The sequence below is a fragment of the Nonomuraea sp. NPDC050328 genome (genome assembly GCF_044459405.1).
In the GTDB taxonomy this organism is placed as follows: domain Bacteria; phylum Actinomycetota; class Actinomycetes; order Streptosporangiales; family Streptosporangiaceae; genus Nonomuraea.
Genome location: NZ_JBITIW010000015.1, coordinates 94,774 through 116,639, shown reverse-complemented (window position 1 = coordinate 116,639; position 21,866 = coordinate 94,774). Strand labels below are relative to the sequence as shown.

The window sequence follows — 21,866 nt, the reverse complement described above, 5'->3', positions numbered from 1 at the left end:
ATTACAAAGAGAGAAATGGGCTCCCTCGCCCATAATGGGAGATATACAGCAACGACCTCGCCCGGGTGCATGCCACGAACAGCACGCTACGCTCGCGCAGCAGCGCGCGCGCACGGGCACCCGGCTCCACCGGCGGCGGATCCGGAACGACACCCTCCGCGACTCCGTAGAGCGCGACACGATCGAATTCCAGGCCTTTCAGCCCGTGGAAGCTGGTCACCAGCACCCCCAGCCCGTCCAGCGCCCGCCGCCCGGCCCTGACCAGCGCCGTGGTGCGCGCCGCCGCGGCGATCTGCCCCGGGCGCACCCCCTCGGCCAGCCAGCCGCGCACGGTCGTCGCCAGCCCGGCCAGCTCGGCCTCAGCCGACTCGTACCGGCGGATCATCGGCCGCTCGCCGTGCCGGGCCGCCCGGTAGCCGCCGAGCCCGGCGACCCCCTTGACCAGCCCGTTCGCCGGACCACCCCCGCGCAGCCTGACGCCGAAGGACAGCAGCTCCTGCGGCAGCCGGTAGGAGATGCGCAGCGAGTGCTGCACCGCGTGGATGCCCAGCGACTCCAGGGAGACCCGGTTCTCGGTCACCCGCTGGTGCGGGTCGCCCACCACGAACAGGTCGTCGGCCCCGCGCGGCGCCGCCGCGCGCAGCAGCCGCCACTGCGCCGGGCTGACGTCCTGCCCCTCGTCCACCACCACGTGCCGGTACGGCTTGCGCACCTCGCCCCGGCCGCTGGAGACGTCGGCGTCGAGCAGATCGCCCACCGGCATGTCGAGCAGCCCCGCCGCCTCCTCGGCCAGCGCGGTCAGGCTGCGTGCCCCGGGCCCGGCCAGCACCGGCTGGCGGCCCTCGGCGTCGGCCACGATGCGCAGCGCCAGATGGTCCGGGTTCTCCACGTCGATGCGCTTGCGCACGATCGCGTCCTCGATGAGCAGGTCGAGCCGCCGGCTCAGCTCCTCCCGCAAACCCTGCGAGAAGGTCACCAGCAACACCCGGCCCTCGCCGTGCTGGGCCAGGTGGGCGGCGCGGTGCAACGCGATGAGGGTCTTGCCCGTGCCCGCCGCCCCGGTCACCAGCACCGGGTGCCGCCAGCCGGTCGTGCGGGCCAGCCGGTGCTGCGGCGGATGCAGGAAGACACCCCAGTCCGGCGCGTCCAGCAGCCGCTCCAGCGCGGCCAGGCTGTCCACGAACACCGCCCGGTCCGGGCTGCGGCGCAACGCCGCGTAGAAATCCTCCGGGTCGACCTCGCCCGGCTCCTCCTCGACCGCGCGGCACTCGTCCAGCTCGCGCCACGCCTCCGACATCGACCCGCCCACAGCCAGCACGGCCAGCGGGCGGTGCTGCGTCGGCGGCAGGTACGGCTCGACCGCCTCGACGTCGGCCTCGGTGGTGATGTGCCGGACCAGCGGCAGGATCCGCACGTCCAGGCCGAGCGCGAGCAGGTCGCCGTCGCAGATCGGGTCGAACAGCCGTGACGCGCCCGCGCTGCGGCGAAGCGCCGGCTCTACCCGCTCCAGCGCCTCGGCGTCCCATTCCTCGACGACGCCGATGACCGGGTTGATGCCGTAGCGGCGGCGGACCGCCGTCTCCCACGCCGCCGCGTCGGGCAGCACGGTCAGCAGCCAGTAGACGTCGCGCTGCCGTACCACCACCCCGCGCACGCCCTCGGCCAGCCGCAACGTCGCCACCCGCGGATCGTGCCCGCCGCGCACCCGCTCGGCGTGCGGCGAACCCGGCGCGTTGTGCAGGAAGCGCCGCAACGCGGCCAGCACCTCCCGGCGCGCGGAAGGGGCCAGCGCCCCCAGCGCGCCAGGGAGGTCGGGTCCGATCGCGAGCCGCGGCATCTCGGGATCAGTCCAGCAGGCCGAGCAGGTCGCGGTCTCCGCGTTCGCGAAGCCTGGTCTGGAGATCGGCCAGCCCCACCGGGCCGGTCATCCCGATCCGGGTGGCGATCACCCGGGCCGCCTGGTCCAGCGTGCCGCCCGGCGCGGTGTAACCGACCAGGCGCAACGCCTTGGTGATCGGCTCGGCGCCCTCGGAGGCCACCGGCAGGTGCCGGGCCCGCAACACGCCCTCGTCGGACAGGGTCAGGAACAGGTGGCCGCCCTCCTTGGCGCCGACGTCCTGCAACAGCCGGCCGACCGACTCCAGGGCCGGGCGGGCGTGCCAGCTCAGTGTCAGCTCACCCGCCGCGCTCCTGACCGTACGGCGCTCGCCCGGGTTCAGGCCCAGGTAGGCGGCGAAGCCGCTGGGCAGCGGGCACTCGCCGCCGCTGAGCTGCTCGGCGGTCACGTCCACCCGCAGCCACCACCGGCCGTCCGGCTGGCGGAAGCAGCGCTTGGTCAGCGAGACGTCCTTCAACGGCTTGGACGGCTGCGCCGCCGCGGCCGCCTGGGCGAACTGCGGGGCCGCAGAAGCGAAGTGCGGGGGCGCGGCCGCGACGGCCGGGGCCAGCACCGGGGCCTCCGCGTGCTGCGGCTCCGGCGGGGCGTGCTCCTTGCCGTCCGGCTTGCCGAAGAACGACGGGCGCGACGGCGGCGGGCCGCCCGCCTTCAGCGCGGCCAGCACGAAGTGCCAGGCCGGGACCTCCAGGGGGCGGATCTCCAGCCGGTGCCAGTCGGCGGCGGCCAGCAGCTCCTCCTCCGACGGCGACGCGCCGAATCTGGCGCGCAGGCCGTCCAGGTGCTCGCGCAGCGGCGCCGCCTCCGGGGAGGCCAGCCAGTCGTCCAGCCGCTTGCGCAGGCCCGCCTCCACCGACTGCAGGTCCGCCGGGGGGACGGCGAACAGCTTGGCGAGCTGCTCCAGTTGGGAGGGGGCGTTGGTGAACACCCGGTTCTGGGCCACCGCCCAGGTCTTGTCGTCCAGCCCGGCGAACGCGGCCTCCACCAGCTCGCGCAGGGCGTTGCCGTCCGCTTGGCGCTCGACCACCACGAGCGCCGGATCCGGCACCATCCCCGGCCCGGACTCCACACCGGCACTCTCCGACTTCTCAGCCCTCTCGACCGGAGCCTCGTCACCCTGCGCTTCGTCACCCTGCGGCTCGTCAGGCTGCGGCTCGGCGGGGTAGGGCGTGTCGGGGTGAGGCTCGTGAAGCGGCGCCTGCTCCAGCGGTGGCTGCTCAAGCTGGGGCTCGTCGACCCGAGCCTCCTCGGCCACCGGCTGAGCCTCCGCAACGGGGGCCTCGTCAGCCGCCCCCTCGCGGTGCTCAGCTTCGTCGGTCGCTTGGTGGCGTCGCTCGGCCGCCGCCTCAGCTTCGTCAGCCGGCTGGTCGTGGCGCTCGGCCACCGCCTCGGGCTCCTCGGCCTCCCGGTCGGCCCCCGCCTCCGCCTGAGGCCCGGCCTCGGCGTGGAGGGCGGGCGCGGCCTGAAGGGGTGCCGGGGCCCGGCCGGGCTCCTCGGTGGGCGCCGGCTCGGGCTCGGGGGCCGGGGTGGGCTCGGGAGCGGCCTCGGCGGCGAGCGCGGCGGCACCCGCCACGGGCTCGAGCTCCACGGGCCGCTCAGCCACGACGGGGCGCTCGGCCTCCACCGGCTGCTCGGCCACCGCAGGCTGCTCGGCCACCGCGGGCCGTTCGGGGGCGGCGGACGGGAGGCGGGGGGCGAGCCGTACCAAGGTCGCCCCGAACAACGTGTTGAGCACCGCCCGCGCCTGGATGAACGGCTGGTCCACCAGCTCACGGCTCGTCAGGGCGAGCAGGCCCGTCCAGGACCCGGCCCGGTCGAGGGCGATGGCCACGTGGGGCTCGTCGGCCTCGTCCGGGTCGAGGACGTGCAGGGCGGGCAGCACGTCGCCGATCGCGGCGGCGGGCCAGTGCTCCAGGGCGATCTCGGTCAGCAGTTCGCCCAGCGACTCGGGCCCGATGGCGGCCAGCACGTGCGGCATGGGCAGTGAGCGCCACCAGGCGTCGGGCAGTTCGGGCTGCCCGGTGAGGAGTGTGATCGTGGACGCGTCGCTCCACCTCAGCGGTGGTACGAGGTCACTCAGACAGAAGTTCATCCCGTTCCGTTCACCAGCCCCTCACGCCGCGACCGCGGCGCAGCCGTACTCTTGCCGCCCACGGAACAGACCATAGTCTGGCAAAACACCCATGTGCATCATGGACTACGCATCAGCGCCGGACGGCGGCGAAGCGTAGGCGGACGTAGTCCGCCATCCATCCGGTCTCCCGTCGCAGGGCCGGGGCGGCGAGCTCGTTGACCCGCCTGAGCAGCGGCTCCACGAGTTCAGGTGGAAGGCCCGCGAGCAGCCCGGCGGCGAACACGCGGACCCAGTCGGCAGCGCCTCCGGGGCACTCGTCGAGCGGGGTGGGACGGTCGAAGTATTCCAGGATGCGCACCACGAATCCATGCTTCTCCAACCGCGCGGCATATTCCGCCGGTGTGGGGAAATACCACGGCAACTCCGGTTCGGGCAGGCCGTACTCGCGCCAGGCGGTGGACATCGCGGCGGTGAGCTCCGCGCAGTTGCCCGCCCCGCCCATCTCGGCGACGAACCGGCCCCCCGGCACCAGCGCCTCCCGCACGTTGGCGATCACCATGTCGGGGTCGCGGTTCATCCAGTGCAGGGCGGCATTGGAGAAAACGGCGTCATAGGGCTGGGCGACGGAGAAGTCGTGCCCGTCGCCGATGATGAAATCGATCCCCGGGAACTGCGCCAGCGCTTTCTCGATCATGGCTGCCGACCCGTCGATGCCGAGCACCTGCGCGCCCCGCCCGGCGATCTCCGCGGTCAGCACCCCCGTGCCGCAGCCCAGGTCGAGCACACGCTCGCCGGGCTGCGGGTCGAGCAGCTCGACCAGGGGCGCACCCTTGGCCGAGACGTAACCGAAACTGCTGTCGTAGGCGCGACTGTTCCACCGCATCAAACTCGGTGTGTCGTATCGCAAGACAATCAGCTCACATTCTGAGACGTGGACCCCCTGTGGCCTCACTGTAAAGCGTGAATGTCTCTACGACATATCAGTCACTCCTGTATCAGCGGGTGACTTTTCCCCACTCCGCCTTCAGATAGCTTTTCGCGGCGTCGGTCTGCGGAATGGACAGCAGCACGGGCGGCCCGGGCGCGGCGGGCAGCTTGGCCGCCTGCTCGGTGTCGAGCGTGCCCTTCATGAGCATCGCCTCGGCGCGCGCCGGCCGGGCGAAGCCCTTCTGCAGCAGGTTCTGGCCCTCGTCGGAGAACAGGAACTCCTGCCAGAGCCGGGCCGCCGCCGGGTGCGGGGCGTTCTTGTTGATCGCCTGGACGTAGTAGGCGCCGAGGGCCCCGTCCTTGGGGATGGTCACCTTCCAGGCCTCGGGGTCGGCGGCCGCGCGAGCGGCGTTGACGTGGTCCCAGTCGACCACCGCGTCCGCCTTGTTCGGCTCGGCCATCTTGCCCTTCATCCGGGCGAACAGCTCCACCCCCTCGCTGGGCCGCGGCACGCCGCTGCGCAGCGAGGCGGCCATCACGCCGTAGAACCCGGCCGCCTCCTGCAGCGGGTTCCCGGCGAGCGCCACGGTGTAGCCGGGCTTGGCCAGATCGGCGAAGGAGACCGGCGGCGTGGTCACCTTGCGCGGGTTGTAGCCGATGGACATGTACCCGCCGTAGCTGGCGTACCAGGCGCCGTCGGGCTGCTTCACCTCGTCCGGCAGGTCGTGCCAGCCCTGGACCTTGTAGGGCGCGAAGCGGGCGGCGTTGGCCACCGCCACGTCCAGGCTGAGCTCCACCGCGTCCGGTTTGAGCTGGTCGAGGGCCTCGATCTGCCGCTTGCTGCTGGCGGTCGGCTCGAGCTCGTTGACCTTGATCCCGTACCGGTCCGCGAAGGTGTCGATGACCTCGCCGTAGTTCACCCAGTCGCGGGGGAGGGCGATCAGGTTGAGCTGCCCCTCCTTCTTGGCCGCCTCGGCCAGCCGCTCCATCGAGGCGAAGCCGTCCTTCATCGAGGCGGCGCGCACGTTGACCGGAGTCAGCGCCTGCTGGGGCGCGCTCGCCGTTCCGCAGCCCGCGGCCGCGACCAGGAACGCGCACGCCAGAACGTGCCGTATGGCTCCTTCACTTCGTTCAGTCACACATCGAATACTTACCGTTCACTTCGCACAGGTCGAGGAGGCACGACCTTGGCCGCCACCAGCGTTTCCTCCGCGATGAGCACCAGCGTGCCGTCCCTTTTCCGTACGGCGAGCACCCCGTCGTCCCAGGATTCGAGCACGCCTACCGCGTCGGTGAGGCCTTCTGGCACTCTTCTTCTGGTGGTCACCCGGGCGCCCACATCAGCGGGCGTGATGGCGACGACAAGCCGAGCAGCCATGGAGTTTTGACCACCCTCCGTTCCCGACACCTGGCGCGCACGGCAATACTAGGCGTGTAGCAAACCGCGGTCGAAGTCGTGAAGGAGCTCGAGGTGACCTACGTCATCGCGCAGCCTTGCGTGGACGTGCTGGACAAGGCGTGCATCGAGGAATGCCCCGTTGATTGCATCTACGAGGGCGAGCGCATGCTTTACATCCACCCCGACGAGTGTGTGGACTGCGGCGCGTGCGAACCGGTCTGCCCGGTCGAGGCCATCTTCTATGAAGACGACCTGCCGGAGCAGTGGAAGGACTTCTACAAGGCGAACGTGGAGTTCTTCGACGACCTGGGCTCGCCCGGTGGCGCGTCCAAGGTCGGAAAGATCGACAAGGACCACGCCGTGGTGTCCGCGCTGCCGCCGCAGGCCGAGGAGCACTGACCCCAGCACGCCGCGACGCCGGGCCGGAAGGCTCGGCGCTGAGGCGTGACCGTGCCGGTTCCTCCCCGCCGAGGACCCGGCAGTCCGGCGACCCCCGATCCCGGCCCGCGCCGCGCCGGGAGCCGCCCGAACCGGCCGCCGTCCGGCCGGAAGCCCGTACCTGGAGAGCGTCGTGAACAACCTGCCCGACTTCCCGTGGGACCGGCTGGAGCCGTACAAGGCCCGAGCCCTGGCGCACCCGGGCGGGATCGTCGACCTGTCGGTCGGCACGCCCGTCGACCCGGTGCCCGCCGTGGTCCAGGAGGCGCTGGTCGCGGCGGCCGACAGCCCCGGCTACCCGCTGACCCACGGCACGCCCGCGCTGCGCGAGGCGGCGGCCGGCTGGCTGGCCCGCCGGCACGGCGTCACGGTCGACCCGGCCGCGGTGCTGCCGCTGATCGGCTCCAAGGAGTTCGTGGCCTGGCTGCCGACCTACCTGCGCTCGGCCCACGTGGTGCTGCCCGAGCTGGCCTACCCGACCTACGACGTCGGCGCCCGCCTGGCCGGGGCCCGCGCGAGCGCCACCGACGGCCTGCTGGCCCTCGGCCCCGAGCAGGTGGACCTGGTCTGGGTGAACTCGCCGTCCAACCCGACCGGCCGCGTGCTGCCCGCCGAGCACCTGCGCAAGGTCGTCGCCTGGGCCCGCGAGCGCGGCGCGGTCGTCGCCTCCGACGAGTGCTACCTGGAGCTCGGCTGGGAGGAGCAGCCGATCTCGGTCCTGCACCCCGACGTCTGCGACGGCTCCCACGAGGGCCTGCTCGCGGTGCACTCGCTCTCCAAGCGCTCCAACCTGGCCGGCTACCGCGCCGGGTTCGTCACCGGTGACCCGGTGCTGGTCAAGCGGCTGCTGGAGATCCGCAAGCACGCCGGCATGCTGATGCCCGCGCCGGTGCAGGCGGCCATGACCGGGGCGCTGGCCGACGACGCCCACGCCGACGAGCAGCGCGAGCGCTACGCCGCCCGGCGCGCGATCCTGCGCCCGGCCCTGGAGAAGGCGGGCTGGCGGGTGGACCACTCGACCGCCGGGCTCTATCTCTGGGCGTCGAACGGCGAGGACTGCTGGCAGCAGGTCGGACAACTCGCCGATCTCGGTATTTTGGCCGCCCCTGGGGATTTTTACGGTGTAGCCGGCAGGTCACATATCCGAATTGCCGTAACGGCGACTGACGAACGGATCAGTGCGGCGGTCTCCCGACTCCAGTAATATCCACCTGCATGAGCGCGCCCTCCATGGTCGTTCTCGGGCTCAGCATCGCCACGGTGGTCCTGCTGCTCGGCGCCTTCGTCGCGACCATGCGCCAGGACCGCCGGGGACGCGCCGGCGCACCCGAGGAAAGCGCTCCAGCCGCGCCCGCACCCGTCCCGGCCCCGGTGGCCAGCTTCGTCGATCCCCGCACCTTCCGCGTCGGCGACCGCATCGAGGTGCACGGCGCCCCCTGGCGGCTGCTGGGCGCGATGCACGTCTCCTGGCAGGGCCAGCAGTGGACGGAGTACCTCATCGAGGACACGCTCCGCCGCCGGCAGTGGTTGTCGGTGAAGGTCCGCCACGGCCTGGCCTCGGGTGATCCGCCGCACCTGGAGGTGCTCATCTGGACCGAGGTGCCCACCCAGGGCATGGTCCCGGCCAAGAGCATGCTGATCATGGAAGGCGTCGAGTTCTTCCCGATCGAGCGCGGCACCGCCGCGTTCCGTTCCGAGGGCGAGACCGGGCGGCCCGACCGCGGGCTGATGGACTTCGCCGACTACCGCGCCGCCGACGGGCGGCTGCTGTCCTTCGTGCGCGTCCAGGGCGGGCCCTGGACGGCCAGCTACGCCCACCCGCTGCCGCCGGGCTCGGTCTCCCTCATCGACAGCGCTTCCTAGGCGAAGCTGACCTCGCGGGCGGTGAACGTGGTGTCGGGCCGCCAGTCGTCGGAGGCCGGCGACCAGGCCGCCCCGTCGAATCCCACCCGGCGAAGGCCGTACTTGTCGGCGTGGGCGACCGCCCAGGTGGCGATCAGCCAACCCCGCTTGACCGACGGCACCGCCGTACCGCCCAGGGCCTTGGCCAGCGCGCGGCGGGCCTCGGAGACGTCGGCACGGCGGCTCGGCGACGGACTGGCGGGCGGCGGGAAGACGCAGTGGACCGCCTTCGGGACGCGGCCGGTGAAGGCGGCGGCCAGGATGCGCGCGTTGGGCTCGTGGTCGGCGTAGGCGTAGCCGCCGGCCGAGCGCTGCACGGCCTGGGCGGCGTCGGCGATCGGCAGCTTGCGGTAGTTCTTCACCTTGACCAGCGCGGCGAAGAAGCGGTTGGTCGAGTAGACCGGGTCCATGATCTGCTTGACCGAGCCCCAGCCCTGCGAGGGCCGCTGCTGGAAGACGCCGACCGAGTCACGGTCGCCGTAGGTCAGGTTGTAGAGCTTCGACTCCTGGATGGCGGTCGCGTAGGCGATGATCGCCGCGCGCTCGGGCAGCCTGCGGCGGGCGGCCACGGCCGCGATGGTCGCCGCGATCTGGGCCTGCTCGACGTCGAGGTCGAGCTCGCCGTCCGGGGTCTTGACCGTGCAGCCGGCGCGCGGCGCGGAGAAGGGCTCGACCTGCTCCAGGAGTTTGACGACGAGCAGGCTGATGGCCACCGCGAGCACGACCACGATGACCACGATGACGATGACGGAGCGGGAGAAGTGCACGCGCACTCCCAGAACCTACCGCCGTCCGGCCGACCGTGAGCCGGATAAGCTCCGTGCCCATGAGTCACAGCTACTCCAGCCCGCTGCCGGCGGAGATCGACCGGCTTTGGGAACGGCGCGCCGAACTCACCCCGGGTGAGGCCGAGGCGCGGGCCGTGGTGGTCGGAGCGGTCGATCTGCTCGACTCCGGACGGGCCAGGGTGGCGTTCGTCGACGACACCGGCGAGGTCGTCGTGGACGAGCGGGCGAAACGGGCGATCCTGCTCAGCTTCAAGATCCTCGGGATGGCGCGCTCGCAGGTGGGCGACTTCCAGCACCACGACCGGATCCCGCTGAAGACCCGGTTCGACGGCGTCCGGGTCGTGCCGGGGGCGATCGCCCGCTGGGGCTCCCACCTGGCGCCCGGCGTGGTCCTGATGCCGTCGTTCACCAACATCGGCGCGTACGTCGGCGAGGGCACGATGGTCGACACGTGGGCCACCGTCGGCTCCTGCGCCCAGGTGGGCCAGAACGTGCACCTGTCCGGCGGCGTCGGCCTGGGCGGCGTGCTGGAGCCGCCGAACGCGGTGCCGGTGGTGATCGAGGACGACGCCCTCATCGGCAGCCGCGCGATGATCGTCGAGGGCGCGCGGGTCGGCCGCGGCGCGGTGGTCGGCGCGGGCACGATCCTGTCCGCCTCCATGCCGGTGATCGACGTGCAGACCGGCGAGGAACTGGGCCGGGGACGCATCCCCGACTGGTGCGTGGCGGTCGGCGGCACCCGGCAGAGGGAGTTCGCCGGCGGGACGTTCGGCCTGCCCGCCGTCCTCGTGCTGAAGCGGCTGGAGCCGGGACAGAGACATGACAAGGCGGCGCTCAACGAGGTGCTGCGGGAACACGGGGTGAACGCGTGAAGCTCGACCTGACCCAGGACGTGCGGGAGCTGACCGCGGCGATCGTGGACATCGAGTCGGTGAGCGGGGCCGAGAAGGCGCTGGCCGACGCGGTCGAGGAGGCGCTGCGCCGGCTGCCGCACCTGACGGTGGACCGTTCCGGCGAGACCGTGCTGGCCCGCACCGAGCTCGGCCGCGCCGAGCGGGTGCTGATCGCCGGGCACCTCGACACCGTCCCGGTCGCGGGCAACCTGCCCAGCCGGGTCGAGGGCGGCCTGCTGTACGGCTGCGGCACCTCCGACATGAAGGCGGGCGTCGCCGTCGCGCTCCGGCTGGCGCAGGAGCTCACGGACCCGGCCAAGGACCTCACCTTCGTCTTCTACGACTGCGAGGAGGTCGAGGCCGAGCGCAACGGCCTGACCCGCATCGCCCGGGAGCACCCCGAGTGGCTGGTGGCCGACTTCGCGGTGCTGATGGAGCCGACCGACGGGGTGATCGAGGGCGGCTGCCAGGGCACGCTGCGCGCGGAGATCACCGTGCCGGGGGAGCGGGCGCACAGCGCGCGCTCGTGGCTCGGGGTCAACGCCATCCACGGGGCCGAGGCGGTCCTGGCCCGGCTGAACGACTACCTGGCGCGGCGGCCCATCGTGGACGGGCTGGAATACCACGAGGGGCTCAACGCGGTGGCGATCCGCGGCGGGGTGGCCGGGAACGTGATCCCCGACGAGTGCGTGGTGACGGTCAACTACCGGTTCGCCCCGGACCTGACGCTGGAGCAGGCGCAGTCGCACGTGGCCGAGGTGTTCGAGGGGTTCGAGGTGGTCTTCACCGACCTCGCGCCGGCCGCCCGGCCGGGGCTCACCCATCCGGTGGCCGCCGCCTTCGCCGCGGCCGTGGGCGGGGAGCCGCGGGCCAAGCTGGGGTGGACGGACGTGGCGCGCTTCTCGGAGCTGGGGGTCCCGGCGGTGAACTACGGTCCGGGCGATCCCAATCTGGCCCATCAGAAGGGGGAGTTCGTCACGCTTTCCAAGATCGTGGAAGCGGAGCGGGCGATGCTGGAGTGGCTGGCATAAAGCGAAAGTGGCTTTCCTCGCCGGCCATTTGGCGGGGAAAGCCACTTTCAGTCCCGAGCAGCACCCTCGGTCCTTAGACGCGGGGTCCTCGAAATTCGGTTCCACAGATTTTTCAAGATTTTTTAGCGGGCTCGATCTACGGGCTGACCTGGGCGGATAGGGAATCCATAGCGGCTCGGGCGATCCTGGCCCGGTGACCGACGCCCCCCGTCTGACCGACGCGCTCCGGGTCCGGGAGTTTCGCGCCCTGTGGTTGTCCGGCCTCATCTCCCGGCTGGGCGATCAGTTCGCCCGGGTCGCGCTCGCCGTGCTGGCCTACGACCTCACCGGCTCCGCCGCGATCACCACCCTCACCTACGCCCTGACGCTCGTCCCGAACCTGCTCGGCGGACCCCTGCTGGGCGGGCTGGCCGACCGCTTCCCGCGCCGCCGGTTGATGATCGTCTGCGATCTGGCCAGAGCCGCGCTCGTCGGGCTCATGGCCGTGCCCGGCGTGCCCTTCCCGCTGCTGTGCGCGCTGGTGTTCTGCGCCACGCTCCTCGACTCGCCGGAACGCACCGCCCGCATCGCCACCACCCCGGACGTCCTGGGCAAGGACCTCTACCAGACCGGCGTCACCCTGCTCGGCCTCACCTCCCAGGTGATGGTGCTGGCCGGGCTCGGGGCCGGCGGGCTCATCCTGGCCGTCGTGCCACCCCGGGCAGGCCTGCTGGCCAACGCGGCCTCCTTCGTGCTCGCCGCGCTGCTGGTCGCGCGCTCGGTCAAGGACCGCCCGGCCGCGCGGACCGGCCGCGCGGTCTCGCCGGGCGAGCTGCTGATCGGCGTGCGCCTCGTGCTCGGGGACGCCAGGCTGCGCAGCCTGCTCGGGCTGGCGCTGCTGGCCGCCTTCTACATCGCGCCCGAGGGGCTCGCCGTGCCGTACAACGCCCAGCTCGGCGGCGGCGGGCCGCAACTCGCGCTCCTGCTCTGCGCCATCCCGGCGGGCAGCGTGCTGGGCATGTTCCTGGTCAACCGGCTGCGCGTCGGGCTGGACGCGCTGGGACCGCTGGCGTTGTGCTCCTGCCTGCCGCTGACCGTGTGCGCCTTCGCCTCCGGCGCGGTGCTGCCGGTCGCCGCCTGGTTCCTGACCGGCCTGCTCGCCTCCTACCAGGTGCTGGCCAACGCCGAGTACGTCAGGATCGCGCCGGACGAGCGGCGCGGGCAGGTGATCGGCGTCGCGCAGTCCGCGCTGATCGCCGCCCAGGGCCTCGGGGTGCTGGTCAGCGGCCCGCTGGCGGACCGCTTCGGGCCCGCCGCCGCGGTCGCGACGTACGGCGTGGCCGGCACCCTGGTGGCTCTGCCGCTGGCCCGGGCCTGGCGGCGATCCCGGCAGGGCGGATCGGAAGGGGCCTGAGTCAACTAGCGTGATCCCCATGAAGAGAACGCGTCCGGAACGCCGCCAGGGCCAGGCCGTGGTCCGCGGCAATCTCGTCCCCGACTCCACCCACGACCAGCGCCTGCTCGACCGCCAGGGCCCGGCGGACTGGGTGCACATGGACCCGTGGCGGGTCCTGCGGATCCAGGCGGAGTTCGTGGAGGGTTTCGGCCAGCTCGCCGAACTGCCCCCGGCCGTCACCGTCTTCGGCTCCGCGCGCACCAAGGAGGACTCGCCCGAGTACCAGCTCGCCCGCGAGCTGGGCGCGGCGCTGGCCAAGGCCGGCTACCCGGTGATCACCGGCGGCGGCCCCGGCATCATGGAGGCGGGCAACCGCGGCGCGGCGGAGGCCAACGGCCTGTCCGTCGGGCTCGGCATCGAGCTCCCCTTCGAGCAGCGCATGAACGACTGGGTGGACCTCGGCATCGAGTTCCGCTACTTCTTCGTGCGCAAGACCATGTTCGTGAAGTACTCCTGCGGCTTCATCGCCCTGCCCGGCGGCTTCGGCACGCTCGACGAGCTGTTCGAGGCGCTGACCCTGGTCCAGACCAAGAAGGTCACCTCCTTCCCGGTCGTGCTGATGGGCACCTCGTTCTGGGGCGGCATGGTCGACTGGATCAAGAGCGCGCTGCTGGAGACCGGGAAGATCTCGCCCGAGGACCTCGACCTGATCCACCTGACCGACGACGTGGACACCGCGGTGCGCATCATCCACGACTCCGAGGAGGCCAGGAAGCGGGAGAAGGAGGCCGTCGACGAGCACGAGGCCGAGCCGCAATAAACTGCCCCGTTGTGAACATCTGCGTCTACTGCGCGTCCAGTCAGAAGATCGATCAGAAGTACGTCGAGCTGGCGGCGTCGGTCGGCGCCCGCCTCGCCGAGCGCGGCCACACCCTGGTCAGCGGCGGCGCGACGGTCTCGTGCATGGGCGCGGTCACCCGGGCGGCCCGCGCCGCCGGCGGGCGGACCGTCGGGGTGATCCCGCAGGCGCTGGTGGACATCGAGATCGCCGACCGCGACTCCGACGAGCTGATCGTCACGGCGGACATGCGGGAGCGCAAGGGCGTCATGGACGCCCGTTCCGACGCCTTCCTCGTCCTCCCGGGCGGCATCGGCACCCTCGAAGAGCTCTTCGAGATCTGGACCGCCCGGGTGCTCGGCCTGCACGACCGGCCGCTGGTCATCCTCGACCCGTGGGGGCTCTACCGGCCGCTGCGCCGGCTCATCGAGGACATGTACGAGGCCGGCTTCACCCGGCCCGACGTCTTCGACGCCATCGCGTGGACCAGCACGCTCGACGAGGCCTTCGCCGCGCTGGAGGGCAGCACCGTGCGCGTCACGCCCACCGCCGAGGAGATCGGGGAGTCGCTGCCCAACCCCTAGCCGAGGGGCGCGCGGTCGAGGGTGAGGCCGAAGTGCTCCCGGTAGGCCGGGAGCACCTCGTCGGCGGCGAGCACGGTCTCGGTGCGCTTGCCGTACGCCGTGGTGATCAGTTTGTCGCCGCTGAGGGTGAGCCGGCCCTCGGGGGTGCGCAGCGAGCAGACCGGGGACCTGGCGAAGTGCGAACCGGGCGAGGTCGAGTGCCACCAGGCGGCGGGCACGAAGTCCTCCAGCGTGTACGGCCGGCAGTCCAGCCGGTACTCGGGCCGGCCGTTGCGGTGCACGTCGAGATCGCCGAAGCCGTCAGGGACGATCCGGCACAGCCCGTTGGCGTCCTCCTGCTCCCCGCGCTCGTCCAGCCGCAGCGGCGCGTCGACGAACTCGCCGAAGCCCACGTCCACCAGCCACGGCTCGTCGAGGTCGACGCGCAACGCCAGGTGGTCGAGCGGCGGGGTGAGGCCCGGCCCGGCGAAGACGCGGGCCGCCAGCGGCGTCACCCGGTAGCCGAGCGCGGTCAGCAGCTCGGCGAACAGCCCGTTCAGCTCGTAACAGAAGCCGCCGCGCCGCCGCTCGACCACCTTGGCGTACAGCGCGCCCGGCTCCAGGACGATCGGCTCGCCCAGGTGGATGCTGAGGTTCTCGAAGGGCACCGTGCGCAGGTGCGCGAGCTGCAGGGCCCGAAGGCCCTCGGCGTCCGGCGCGGCCGGCCGGGCGGCGCCGATCCGGTCGAGGTAGCGGGAGACGGACCGCTCGTCCATGGGGGGGAGCCTCCTCAGGCCAGTCCGCGGCGGGTCACCGCGGGCGGGCGGCGGCCGGCGAGCGAATCGGTCATGTCCAGGGCCAGGGTGACCTGGCCGACGTGCTCGTCGTGCTCGGTGACGAAAACCTGCGCGCCGTGCCAGCGGAACGCGCTGGCCGCGGCGAGGGCGGCGTCGAGCTCGGGGGGCAGCCTGACCAGCACGGTCACGCCGGACGCGGACAGGGCGGCCGCCTCGGACAGGGTGCGGGCCTCGGCCCAGCCCGGTTCGGGGGGCACGCCGGGAGTCACAACTGCGGGCCTCATGTCTCGATCGTACGAGTACGATGCCAATGTGCTGGTCGTACTCGCCATCGCCGCGGTAGCCGTCCTGGCCTGCGTGGTGCTGGTCTCCCTCGGTAGAGGCGGGGAGCTGACCGAGTTCCCGCCGGACGTCCCGCCTGTCGAGCTGCCCGAGGCGGGTCAGCTTTCGGCTGTCGACTTCATGGCGTTGCGCATCCCGGTGAGCCTCGTGGGCTACCACACGGCCTCGGTGGACGAGACGTTGCGTCGCGCGTCCAACGCGATCAGCGTGCGCGACACCCGGATCGCCGTGCTGGAGCAACGCGTCTCCGAGCTGCTGGCCAGCCGGCTGCAGGCGCGGCAGGAGCTCTACGCGCCGCCCGGCGAGGGCGTCCGCACCCAGCACGAACCCGGCCCGCCCGCCCCCGGCCTGTCCCCGTACGGCCAGCACGCGGACGAGCCCGAGGACACTCCCGCCGAGCCGGAAGAGGCCGCCGAGCCCGCCGAAACCGGCCAGGCCGAGGAAGCCGCGGAGACCGAGGAAACCACCGAGGAAACCACCGAGGAAACCACCGAGGAAACAGTGGAAGCCGGCGAGCCCGACCGGGTCACCGCGGAGGACCGGCGTTGACCGAGGTCGTCCGCTGCACCTGGGGCACGATGACGCCCCTGTACATCGAGTACCACGACACCGAGTGGGGCCGCCCGGTCCGCGGCGACGACAAGGTCTTCGAGCGCGTCTCCCTGGAGGCCTTCCAGTCCGGCCTGTCCTGGCTGACCATCCTGCGCAAGCGGGAGAACTTCCGCCGCGCCTTCGATGGCTTCGAGATCGCCAAGGTCGCCGCCTACACCCCGGCCGACGTCGAGCGCCTGCTGGGCGACGAGGGCATCGTCCGTAACCGCGCCAAGATCGAGGCCGTGGTGCGCAACGCGAAGGCGGCGCTGGAGGTGCCGGGCGGGCTGTCCGACCTGGTGTGGAAGTACGCCGACCCGGAGAATCCGGTCCCGAAGTCGATGGCCGACGTCCCGGCGATCACCCCCGGCTCCAAGGCGCTGGCCAAGGAGCTGAAGAAGCACGGCTTCGCCTTCGTCGGCCCGACCACCGCCTACGCGCTGATGCAGGCCATCGGCCTGGTCAACGACCACATCGAGGGTTGTATCGCCCGCTGAGCGCCACCTCCGCGCGGTCGCCGTCCGGGAAGGCCACCACCACCAGGTCGTCGCTGACCTCCACCTGGATGGCGTCCCGCAGGGCCGCCGGGTGCACGGCGTCCCCGGAGAGCACCACCAGGCTGACGTGCACGCCCGGCTCGTCAGCGGTCAGGTACGGCGTGGCGGACCTCGGCCCGAAGGCGTTCGCGGCCACGTCGGACGTCACCCCGGCGTGCTGCCAGCCGTACAGGGCGATGATCGCGGAGGTGAGCCCGTCGGCCCGCCGGGCCAGCGCCCATCCGCGACCGGTGGCCGTGGCCGGCGCTGAGGCGCAGGCCACCGCGTAGCCCCCTTCCCGGACCCCGGCCGGGCCGGTCTCGCCGGCCACCTCGTGGACCCGGATCTCCCACGCCCCGCGGACGACCGAGGTGCTGGTGACGGTGACGCCCTCGGCCGGCGAGTGCCACGAGGAGGCGGTCCGCCCCGCGCACGCCAGCGGGTGGATCTCGCCTCGGGCGGAGACCTCGGGCCCGGTCAGCGCCAGGTGGTTGTCCACGTTGCGAGCCCACGCCTGCACCCCGGCCTCGGGCGCGGTGCGGCTGGAGTAGGCCAGCTTGGCGTAGTGCGGGTCGTCCGGCGGGGCGCCGTGGTCGCTGCCGTGGTTGACCAGGCGGACCACGCCGTCGTGCTGGGTCCCGTGCAGCAGCAGCCCGGCCGCCGGTATCGCCGCGACCACATCGCCCTCGTCGAGCGGGAGCGGACGCTCCGCGGCGGTCCACACCGGGTCGTCCGGCGGCAGCAGCAACCCCAGGAACCCCTTCGAGGCCCAGTACGGCGAAGCCGGCCCCGAGTAGCTCTGCGTCGCCGGCAGGAACGGGTCGTACCAGCCGAGCGACAGCAGCCCCCGTTCGTCGGGCACCCCGCGTTCGACGAAGTGCCGCACCACCGAGGAGGCCAGCTTGCGCGTCTGCCCCGGCTCCAGCGGCGTGGCCTCGGCCAGCGCGCCCAGCCACACCGGGGCCAGCGCCCCGAACCGGTAGCAGAGCGAGCGCCCGTGGTGCACCGGAGCGCCGTCCGACCCGAAGAAGTGCTGGAAGCTCGTCAGGAACTCGGCGAGCCGGCTCCGGTACACCTCCGCCGGAGCACCCGACATCCGCGTCCACATGATCGGGTAGAAGTGCAGCGCGAACGCGTTGTAGTAGTCGAAGTTGCGCGAGCCGCCGTCGGTGTACCAGCCGTCGCCGGCGTACCAGTCCTCGATCCGGGCCAGCCCCCGGTCGATCTCCTCCTGCGCGTACGGCCCGCCGGCCGACTTCACGAACTCCTCGGTCACCGTCTGGAACAGCATCCAGTTGTTGTCCCAGGTCCGCTTGCCCACGAAGCCGCCCAGCCAGGCCAGCACCCGTTCCTGCACGCCCGGATCGAGCCGGTCCCACAGCCACTCGCGCGACTCGTGCAGGCCCACGGCGATCGAGGCGGCCTCCACCATCTGCTGGGAGCAGTCGGTGAGCGCCGGCCACGCCTCGGGCGAGGCCGGGTCGGTCCCGGCGGCCAGCCCTGCGGCGTAGCGCTCGATCAGCGAGGCCGGCACCTGGCCGCGCGCGCCGGCGATGCGGAAGGCGGCCAGCAGGAACGGGCGGGCGAACCCCTCCAGCCCGTCCAGCGCCACCCCCGACCAGCTCGCCCGGCCGGGCAGGCGGTACTGCGCGAACCCCGGTGAGGCGTACGGCGTCAGCGAGTCGAGCAGGTGGTCGGCCAGCGCCTCCCAGTGCGCGCGGGTCCAGCCCGTGCGCGGGGAGAGCAGCCGGTCGGTGGGCGGCAGGGACAGGAAGGGAGGGGTCATGCCTGGCCTTTCCCGCCGATCGCCAGGTCGGCGGTGTGGGTCCGGCCGCGGGAGCCGGACAGGGTGACGGTGATCGCCGCATTCTCGCCCAGGTCCACCGAGACTGCCGGGTCGGCGGTGACCACCCGGTGGGCCGGGCGGCCCAGCCGGACGGTCACGGTGGCCGTCGAGCGGCCCGGGTCGGCGACCGCCACCCGGATCCGGCCCGCGGCCTGCCGGACGAGGACGGTGCAGGGGGCGTCGGCGGTGACGCCGCCCGCCTCGCCCGCGGCCCAGAAGACGGCGGCGAACAGCTTCCCGCCGCCGACGGACCGGCCATGGGCGGTGACGGCCTGGACGGAGGCGGTGTTGGCGAGGATCTCCGCCCGGTCGTAGGCCGAGGTCTGCTCGGGCGTCGCGCCCGGGAGCAGGATGTAGGCGTAGGAGGCGTCGGCCGGGTCGGGGCCGTGGTCGAACCAGAGGGTCACGTACTCGCGGGAGACCGGGTCGGCGCTCCCGCCGGTGTCGGCGCCGTCGTTGATCGCCCGCCAGGAGTCGGTCCGCACCTCCCGCAACGTCCGCAGTCCACCGCCCTCACCGGCCGGGAAGGCGTAGCCGCCGACCCCGGCCAGGTGTGCCCAGCCGGTCCCCCGGGTGAGCGCGCCCGCTCCGCCCCGGTTGTCCACCACCGTCTCGACCGGCCGGCCATCCGTGCTGCTGATCCCCGCCCCGAGGCAGACCACGGCGTCGTCCAGGCACACCCAGCTCTTGCGCGCGACCAGCGTGGACCCCGCGGCCATCAGGTCGAGCGAGGCCACCCCGTACCCGTCCACGGTCGTCCCACCGGCCCAGGCGTTCCTCGCCCGGAAGGCGCCCGTGCCGCTCACCGAGACCGCCGGATCGCGGCGGCGGGTGTCGACCGTCGTTCCCGCCAGCCGGTAGGAGTCCACGGTCGGCCAGTAGTCGGCGCTGTAGTGGTCGAGGTCGGTGTAGAGGTAGGTGGCGCCGTCCCCCTGGTACCAGGCCCGGTAGTTCTCCCCGTTCCCGCACTCGTACATGGCGATGCGGGTGGAGGACAGGCTGAGCGCGAACGACCACTCCGGCCGCCGGTGGACGACGCGGTCCATCGCGGCGAAGACGTGGTGCCCGCTCGGCCTGGGCGCGGTGGCCACGGTCGGGTCGGCCAGCACGGCCCGGGCGCGGGCGATGGCCGGGATCCCGGCCAGCTCCACGAAGCGGCCCCGGCTCACCCAGCCCTTGGCCAGTTCGCGGAAGCGGCCGGCGTAGGCGGCCGGCGCCCCGGCGGCCAGTTGCAGGATCGCGTCCACCGCGTCGCGGCCCGCGTGGTGGTCGCGCCCGGCCTGCCGCGACACCGCGCGGCCCCGGACGGCGTCCATCATCAGGCCGTCGTGCAGCCACGGGGCGTAGGTGCGCTCGACCGCGTCCAGCACGACCGCGACCGCCGGGTCCCGTACCTCCCACGACGAGCCGCCGAGCAGGCCGAGCGTGCTGCTGAGCGACTGCAGCAGCACCACGCCGTAGGAGCCGGTGTAGGCGACCACGCCGTGCTGCACGAACGAGCCGTCGGCGTAGAAGCCGTCGCCCGAGCCGACCAGCCGGAACAGCGAGTTGCGCCCGGCGTCCCGTACGTCGGACAGGCCGTCGCGGGCGAGCGCCAGCTTCTCGGCGTTCTCGCCGACCACGCCGCGCAGCGCGACGATCAGCGCCTTGTCCGCCCGGTTGGCGCCGGTCTCGGCGAGGGTGGGCAGGTTGGCGCGGCGGTCCGGGTTCGGGCAGAAGCGGTCGACCGCGCGCAGCCAGGCCGCCCGCTGCTCGGGGCTGAGGAGGTCGTGGAGCAGGACGCAGGTGTCCAGCAGGGCTCGGGGGGCGCCGATCTCCCAGAACCACCAGTTGCCGGTCTCGCGCTTGGTCTCGTTGTAGGCGCGGTCGTAGAGCAGGTCGAGCCCGGCGAGCACGTCCGTGGCCAGGTCCGGCCTGCCGTACCAGGAGGTGCCCGGGGTGGCCCGGGCCAGGGCCAGCGTGCGGAGCCGCTGGTAGCTGCCCGCCGTCCCGGCGATGCCGGTCAGCGGCTGGTCGGCCCACAGCACGGTACGGCCCGCAGCCCGGTCCAGGGCCGCGTGCAGGGCCGAGGCCGAGGCGTCCAGCCGGGCCAGCGGCGCGGCGAAGGCGGGGTCGGCCGGGTCGAAGGGCACCCCGGTGAGCAGGCCGAAGGCCTTGGCCCGCAACGCCGCGAACTCCGTCCCGGCGGCGAGCCCTGCGGCGCCGGCCGTACCGGTGTGCAGCAGGACCGGGGCCGCCGCCAGGCCGCCCAGCAGGCTTCTGCGAGTGATCATTCGCTCAGCCTCGCCAGGTCCACGGCGGGCTGCGGCAGGCCGAGCGCGGCCACTTCGGCGTACCCGCTCTCCGGGACCGGCATCGCCCAGGCCCGCAGGAAGCCGGTCAGGTCGTGCCCGGCCACCCGGCTGAACAACACCGCGAGGTTGCTGAAGCGGCGCCCGGAGTCGCCGGAGGCGCCGGGCGGAGTCTGCTCCTCCCGCACCAGCCGGTGCACGCGCGGGTAGAAGTCGTCCCCGTAGGCCAGCTCCAACTGCCGGAAGGGCACAAGCTTCTCGAAGGCCGTCAGCCCCGCGTAGGAAGTGATCGGGAACTTGGCGAAGGCGGTCTGGTAGGCGTTGTTGACCACCAGGTTCGACGGCATCCCGAAGTAGCGCTGCGCGGCCAGCGAGTAGATGTTGACCGTCACCTCGGTGAGCTCGCCCGGCCGCCAGGCCATCTGCTGGTGCTGGTGGCCGAACTCGTGGTAGACGCCCCAGCCGGAGGTCCGGATCTTCTCCGGGACGAGCAGCCGGGTCGTGGTGTACGGGTCGTAGTAGGCGGTGTAGGCGTGGGTGGCGTAGGCGGTGGACACCGGCCCGTAGCCCGGCAGGACGTTGATCAGGTGCCGCCCCAGCGGCGTCGGCGCGTGCAGCGGGCTGGAGCCGTCGAGGCCGGAGATCGCCGCCTCCTGGTCCTCGACCTGCTCCAGCAGGTCCATGAGCAGGTGGTGGTCCTGGTCACGCACCTGGAGGAAGGTCTCGCGGCGGATGGTGAGGATCATCTGCGGCGAGATCAGCTCGACGAACGGCGAACCGGTGAGCGTGTCCACCTGCTGCTGGAAGGCCGCCTCTGTGGTGGCGCGCTCGCCCCAGCTCGGCGCGGAGCGCTCCCAGCCGGGCAGGCCGGCGACGAAGGTCGGGCTCGGCACGGCCGAGTCGCCGATCCGCACCACGGCGCGGTCGGCGACACCGCCGGTGAGGGCGAGGTAGACCGGGCCGCCGCCGGGGTCGGTCACGGTGCTGCGGCCGGCCGTGAGCGGGTAGGCGCGCGGGTAGCGGTAGGTGCGGTCCGGGTTGGTGTCGGCCGCGCCGACGTACAGGGTGGGCCGGGCCGTGCCGCGCACCTCCAGGGTGAGCGGGGTGCCCGGCGCCAGGTAGAAGCCGGTGGGCACGAAGTCGGTGGTGCGGTAGACGGTCTGCATGCGGAGGCGCTCGGCCTCGGCGGCGGGGCGGCCGCGCAGGGCGATGGTCCGCCGCGCCTCGACGGAGGCGGCGACCGTGGCCCGGGTGGTGGCGGCGTGTGCGGCGACGGGGGAGAGGGCGAGCGCGCCGGTGGCGGCCAGGCCGCCGAAGACGGTCCTGCGGCTGAGTGACACG

The 21,866-nt window shown here is 72.9% G+C and carries 21 protein-coding genes; 10 read left to right on the top strand and 11 right to left on the bottom strand.

What is annotated here, in order from left to right:
- Window position 1: 1 nt before the first annotated feature.
- The 5 genes from ACIBG7_RS39435 to ACIBG7_RS39415 form a co-directional block, all read right to left on the bottom strand.
- Window positions 2-1,837, bottom strand: coding sequence for a UvrD-helicase domain-containing protein (locus tag ACIBG7_RS39435; protein WP_397339567.1), 1,836 nt, complete (start codon window positions 1,835-1,837; stop codon window positions 2-4).
- A gap of 7 nt (window positions 1,838-1,844) precedes the next feature.
- Window positions 1,845-3,986 carry a hypothetical protein gene (locus ACIBG7_RS39430; protein ID WP_397339566.1) on the bottom strand — a complete coding sequence of 714 codons (2,142 nt, stop codon included), beginning with the start codon at window positions 3,984-3,986 and terminating at the stop codon, window positions 1,845-1,847.
- Between the two features lie 112 nt (window positions 3,987-4,098).
- Window positions 4,099-4,851: a methyltransferase domain-containing protein gene (locus ACIBG7_RS39425; RefSeq protein ID WP_357930684.1), complete on the bottom strand. Its 753-nt coding sequence runs from the start codon at window positions 4,849-4,851 to the stop codon at window positions 4,099-4,101.
- 112 nt (window positions 4,852-4,963) lie between these two features.
- Window positions 4,964-6,034 (bottom strand): ABC transporter substrate-binding protein, encoded by a 1,071-nt coding sequence (locus tag ACIBG7_RS39420; protein ID WP_397339565.1) that lies wholly within the window; start codon window positions 6,032-6,034, stop codon window positions 4,964-4,966.
- Window positions 6,035-6,045: 11 nt separating this feature from the next.
- Window positions 6,046-6,273 (bottom strand): hypothetical protein, encoded by a 228-nt coding sequence (locus ACIBG7_RS39415; RefSeq protein WP_357930679.1) that lies wholly within the window; start codon window positions 6,271-6,273, stop codon window positions 6,046-6,048.
- A 93-nt stretch (window positions 6,274-6,366) separates the two neighbouring features.
- Between ACIBG7_RS39415 and fdxA the strand changes: the two genes are divergently transcribed.
- The 3 genes from fdxA to ACIBG7_RS39400 all read left to right on the top strand — a co-directional run bounded on the left by fdxA (window position 6,367) and on the right by ACIBG7_RS39400 (window position 8,595).
- Window positions 6,367-6,693 (top strand): ferredoxin, encoded by a 327-nt coding sequence (gene fdxA / locus ACIBG7_RS39410; protein ID WP_357930676.1) that lies wholly within the window; start codon window positions 6,367-6,369, stop codon window positions 6,691-6,693.
- Window positions 6,694-6,865: 172 nt separating this feature from the next.
- The gene (gene dapC, locus ACIBG7_RS39405; RefSeq protein ID WP_397339564.1) at window positions 6,866-7,936 is read left to right on the top strand and encodes a succinyldiaminopimelate transaminase; all 1,071 of its coding nucleotides are present in this window, start codon (window positions 6,866-6,868) and stop codon (window positions 7,934-7,936) included.
- Between the two features lie 11 nt (window positions 7,937-7,947).
- The gene (locus tag ACIBG7_RS39400) at window positions 7,948-8,595 is read left to right on the top strand and encodes a DUF4178 domain-containing protein (RefSeq protein ID WP_357930671.1); all 648 of its coding nucleotides are present in this window, start codon (window positions 7,948-7,950) and stop codon (window positions 8,593-8,595) included.
- Here ACIBG7_RS39400 and ACIBG7_RS39395 read toward each other — a convergent pair.
- On the bottom strand, window positions 8,592-9,407 hold the full coding sequence (locus ACIBG7_RS39395) for a hypothetical protein (RefSeq protein ID WP_397339563.1): 816 nt from the start codon (window positions 9,405-9,407) through the stop codon (window positions 8,592-8,594). The two genes, ACIBG7_RS39400 and ACIBG7_RS39395, sit on opposite strands and share 4 nt — an antisense overlap.
- A gap of 53 nt (window positions 9,408-9,460) precedes the next feature.
- On the opposite strand from ACIBG7_RS39395, the gene ACIBG7_RS39390 reads away from it, so the two are divergent.
- The 5 genes from ACIBG7_RS39390 to ACIBG7_RS39370 all read left to right on the top strand — a co-directional run bounded on the left by ACIBG7_RS39390 (window position 9,461) and on the right by ACIBG7_RS39370 (window position 14,143).
- Entirely contained in the window at window positions 9,461-10,294 is an 834-nt protein-coding gene (locus ACIBG7_RS39390) for a 2,3,4,5-tetrahydropyridine-2,6-dicarboxylate N-succinyltransferase (protein ID WP_397339562.1), read from the top strand.
- A complete protein-coding gene (dapE, locus tag ACIBG7_RS39385) occupies window positions 10,291-11,346 on the top strand; it encodes a succinyl-diaminopimelate desuccinylase (protein WP_357930663.1) in 1,056 nt (351 codons plus the stop codon). Before ACIBG7_RS39390 ends, dapE begins: the two co-directional genes overlap by 4 nt.
- A 193-nt stretch (window positions 11,347-11,539) precedes the next feature.
- Window positions 11,540-12,739, top strand: coding sequence for an MFS transporter (locus ACIBG7_RS39380; protein ID WP_357930661.1), 1,200 nt, complete (start codon window positions 11,540-11,542; stop codon window positions 12,737-12,739).
- 19 nt (window positions 12,740-12,758) lie between these two features.
- Window positions 12,759-13,541, top strand: a complete 783-nt coding sequence (locus ACIBG7_RS39375) for a TIGR00730 family Rossman fold protein (RefSeq protein WP_357930658.1) — start codon at window positions 12,759-12,761, stop codon at window positions 13,539-13,541.
- Between the two features lie 11 nt (window positions 13,542-13,552).
- Entirely contained in the window at window positions 13,553-14,143 is a 591-nt protein-coding gene (locus ACIBG7_RS39370; RefSeq protein WP_397339561.1) for a TIGR00730 family Rossman fold protein, read from the top strand.
- Here the strand turns inward: ACIBG7_RS39370 and ACIBG7_RS39365 are convergent.
- The gene (locus ACIBG7_RS39365; RefSeq protein WP_357930653.1) at window positions 14,140-14,898 is read right to left on the bottom strand and encodes an arylamine N-acetyltransferase; all 759 of its coding nucleotides are present in this window, start codon (window positions 14,896-14,898) and stop codon (window positions 14,140-14,142) included. The genes ACIBG7_RS39370 and ACIBG7_RS39365 overlap by 4 nt on opposite strands.
- Window positions 14,899-14,912: 14 nt before the next feature.
- Complete coding sequence (locus ACIBG7_RS39360) at window positions 14,913-15,203, bottom strand: hypothetical protein (protein ID WP_357930651.1); 291 nt, start codon at window positions 15,201-15,203, stop codon at window positions 14,913-14,915.
- Between the two features lie 28 nt (window positions 15,204-15,231).
- Between ACIBG7_RS39360 and ACIBG7_RS39355 the strand changes: the two genes are divergently transcribed.
- Both ACIBG7_RS39355 and ACIBG7_RS39350 read left to right on the top strand, forming a co-directional pair.
- Entirely contained in the window at window positions 15,232-15,810 is a 579-nt protein-coding gene (locus ACIBG7_RS39355; RefSeq protein WP_397339560.1) for a hypothetical protein, read from the top strand.
- 29 nt (window positions 15,811-15,839) lie between these two features.
- Complete coding sequence (locus ACIBG7_RS39350) at window positions 15,840-16,349, top strand: DNA-3-methyladenine glycosylase I (protein ID WP_357930837.1); 510 nt, start codon at window positions 15,840-15,842, stop codon at window positions 16,347-16,349.
- Here ACIBG7_RS39350 and ACIBG7_RS39345 read toward each other — a convergent pair.
- The 3 genes from ACIBG7_RS39345 to ACIBG7_RS39335 are packed head-to-tail and all read right to left on the bottom strand — an operon-like array spanning window position 16,315 to window position 21,865.
- Window positions 16,315-18,174, bottom strand: a complete 1,860-nt coding sequence (locus ACIBG7_RS39345) for a DUF2264 domain-containing protein (protein WP_397339559.1) — start codon at window positions 18,172-18,174, stop codon at window positions 16,315-16,317. The genes ACIBG7_RS39350 and ACIBG7_RS39345 overlap by 35 nt on opposite strands.
- Window positions 18,171-20,507: a polysaccharide lyase 8 family protein gene (locus ACIBG7_RS39340; RefSeq protein WP_397339558.1), complete on the bottom strand. Its 2,337-nt coding sequence runs from the start codon at window positions 20,505-20,507 to the stop codon at window positions 18,171-18,173. The genes ACIBG7_RS39345 and ACIBG7_RS39340 overlap by 4 nt, the downstream gene beginning before the upstream one ends.
- A complete protein-coding gene (locus ACIBG7_RS39335) occupies window positions 20,504-21,865 on the bottom strand; it encodes a M60 family metallopeptidase (RefSeq protein WP_397339556.1) in 1,362 nt (453 codons plus the stop codon). Before ACIBG7_RS39335 ends, ACIBG7_RS39340 begins: the two co-directional genes overlap by 4 nt.
- Between the last annotated feature and the right edge of the window lies 1 nt (window position 21,866).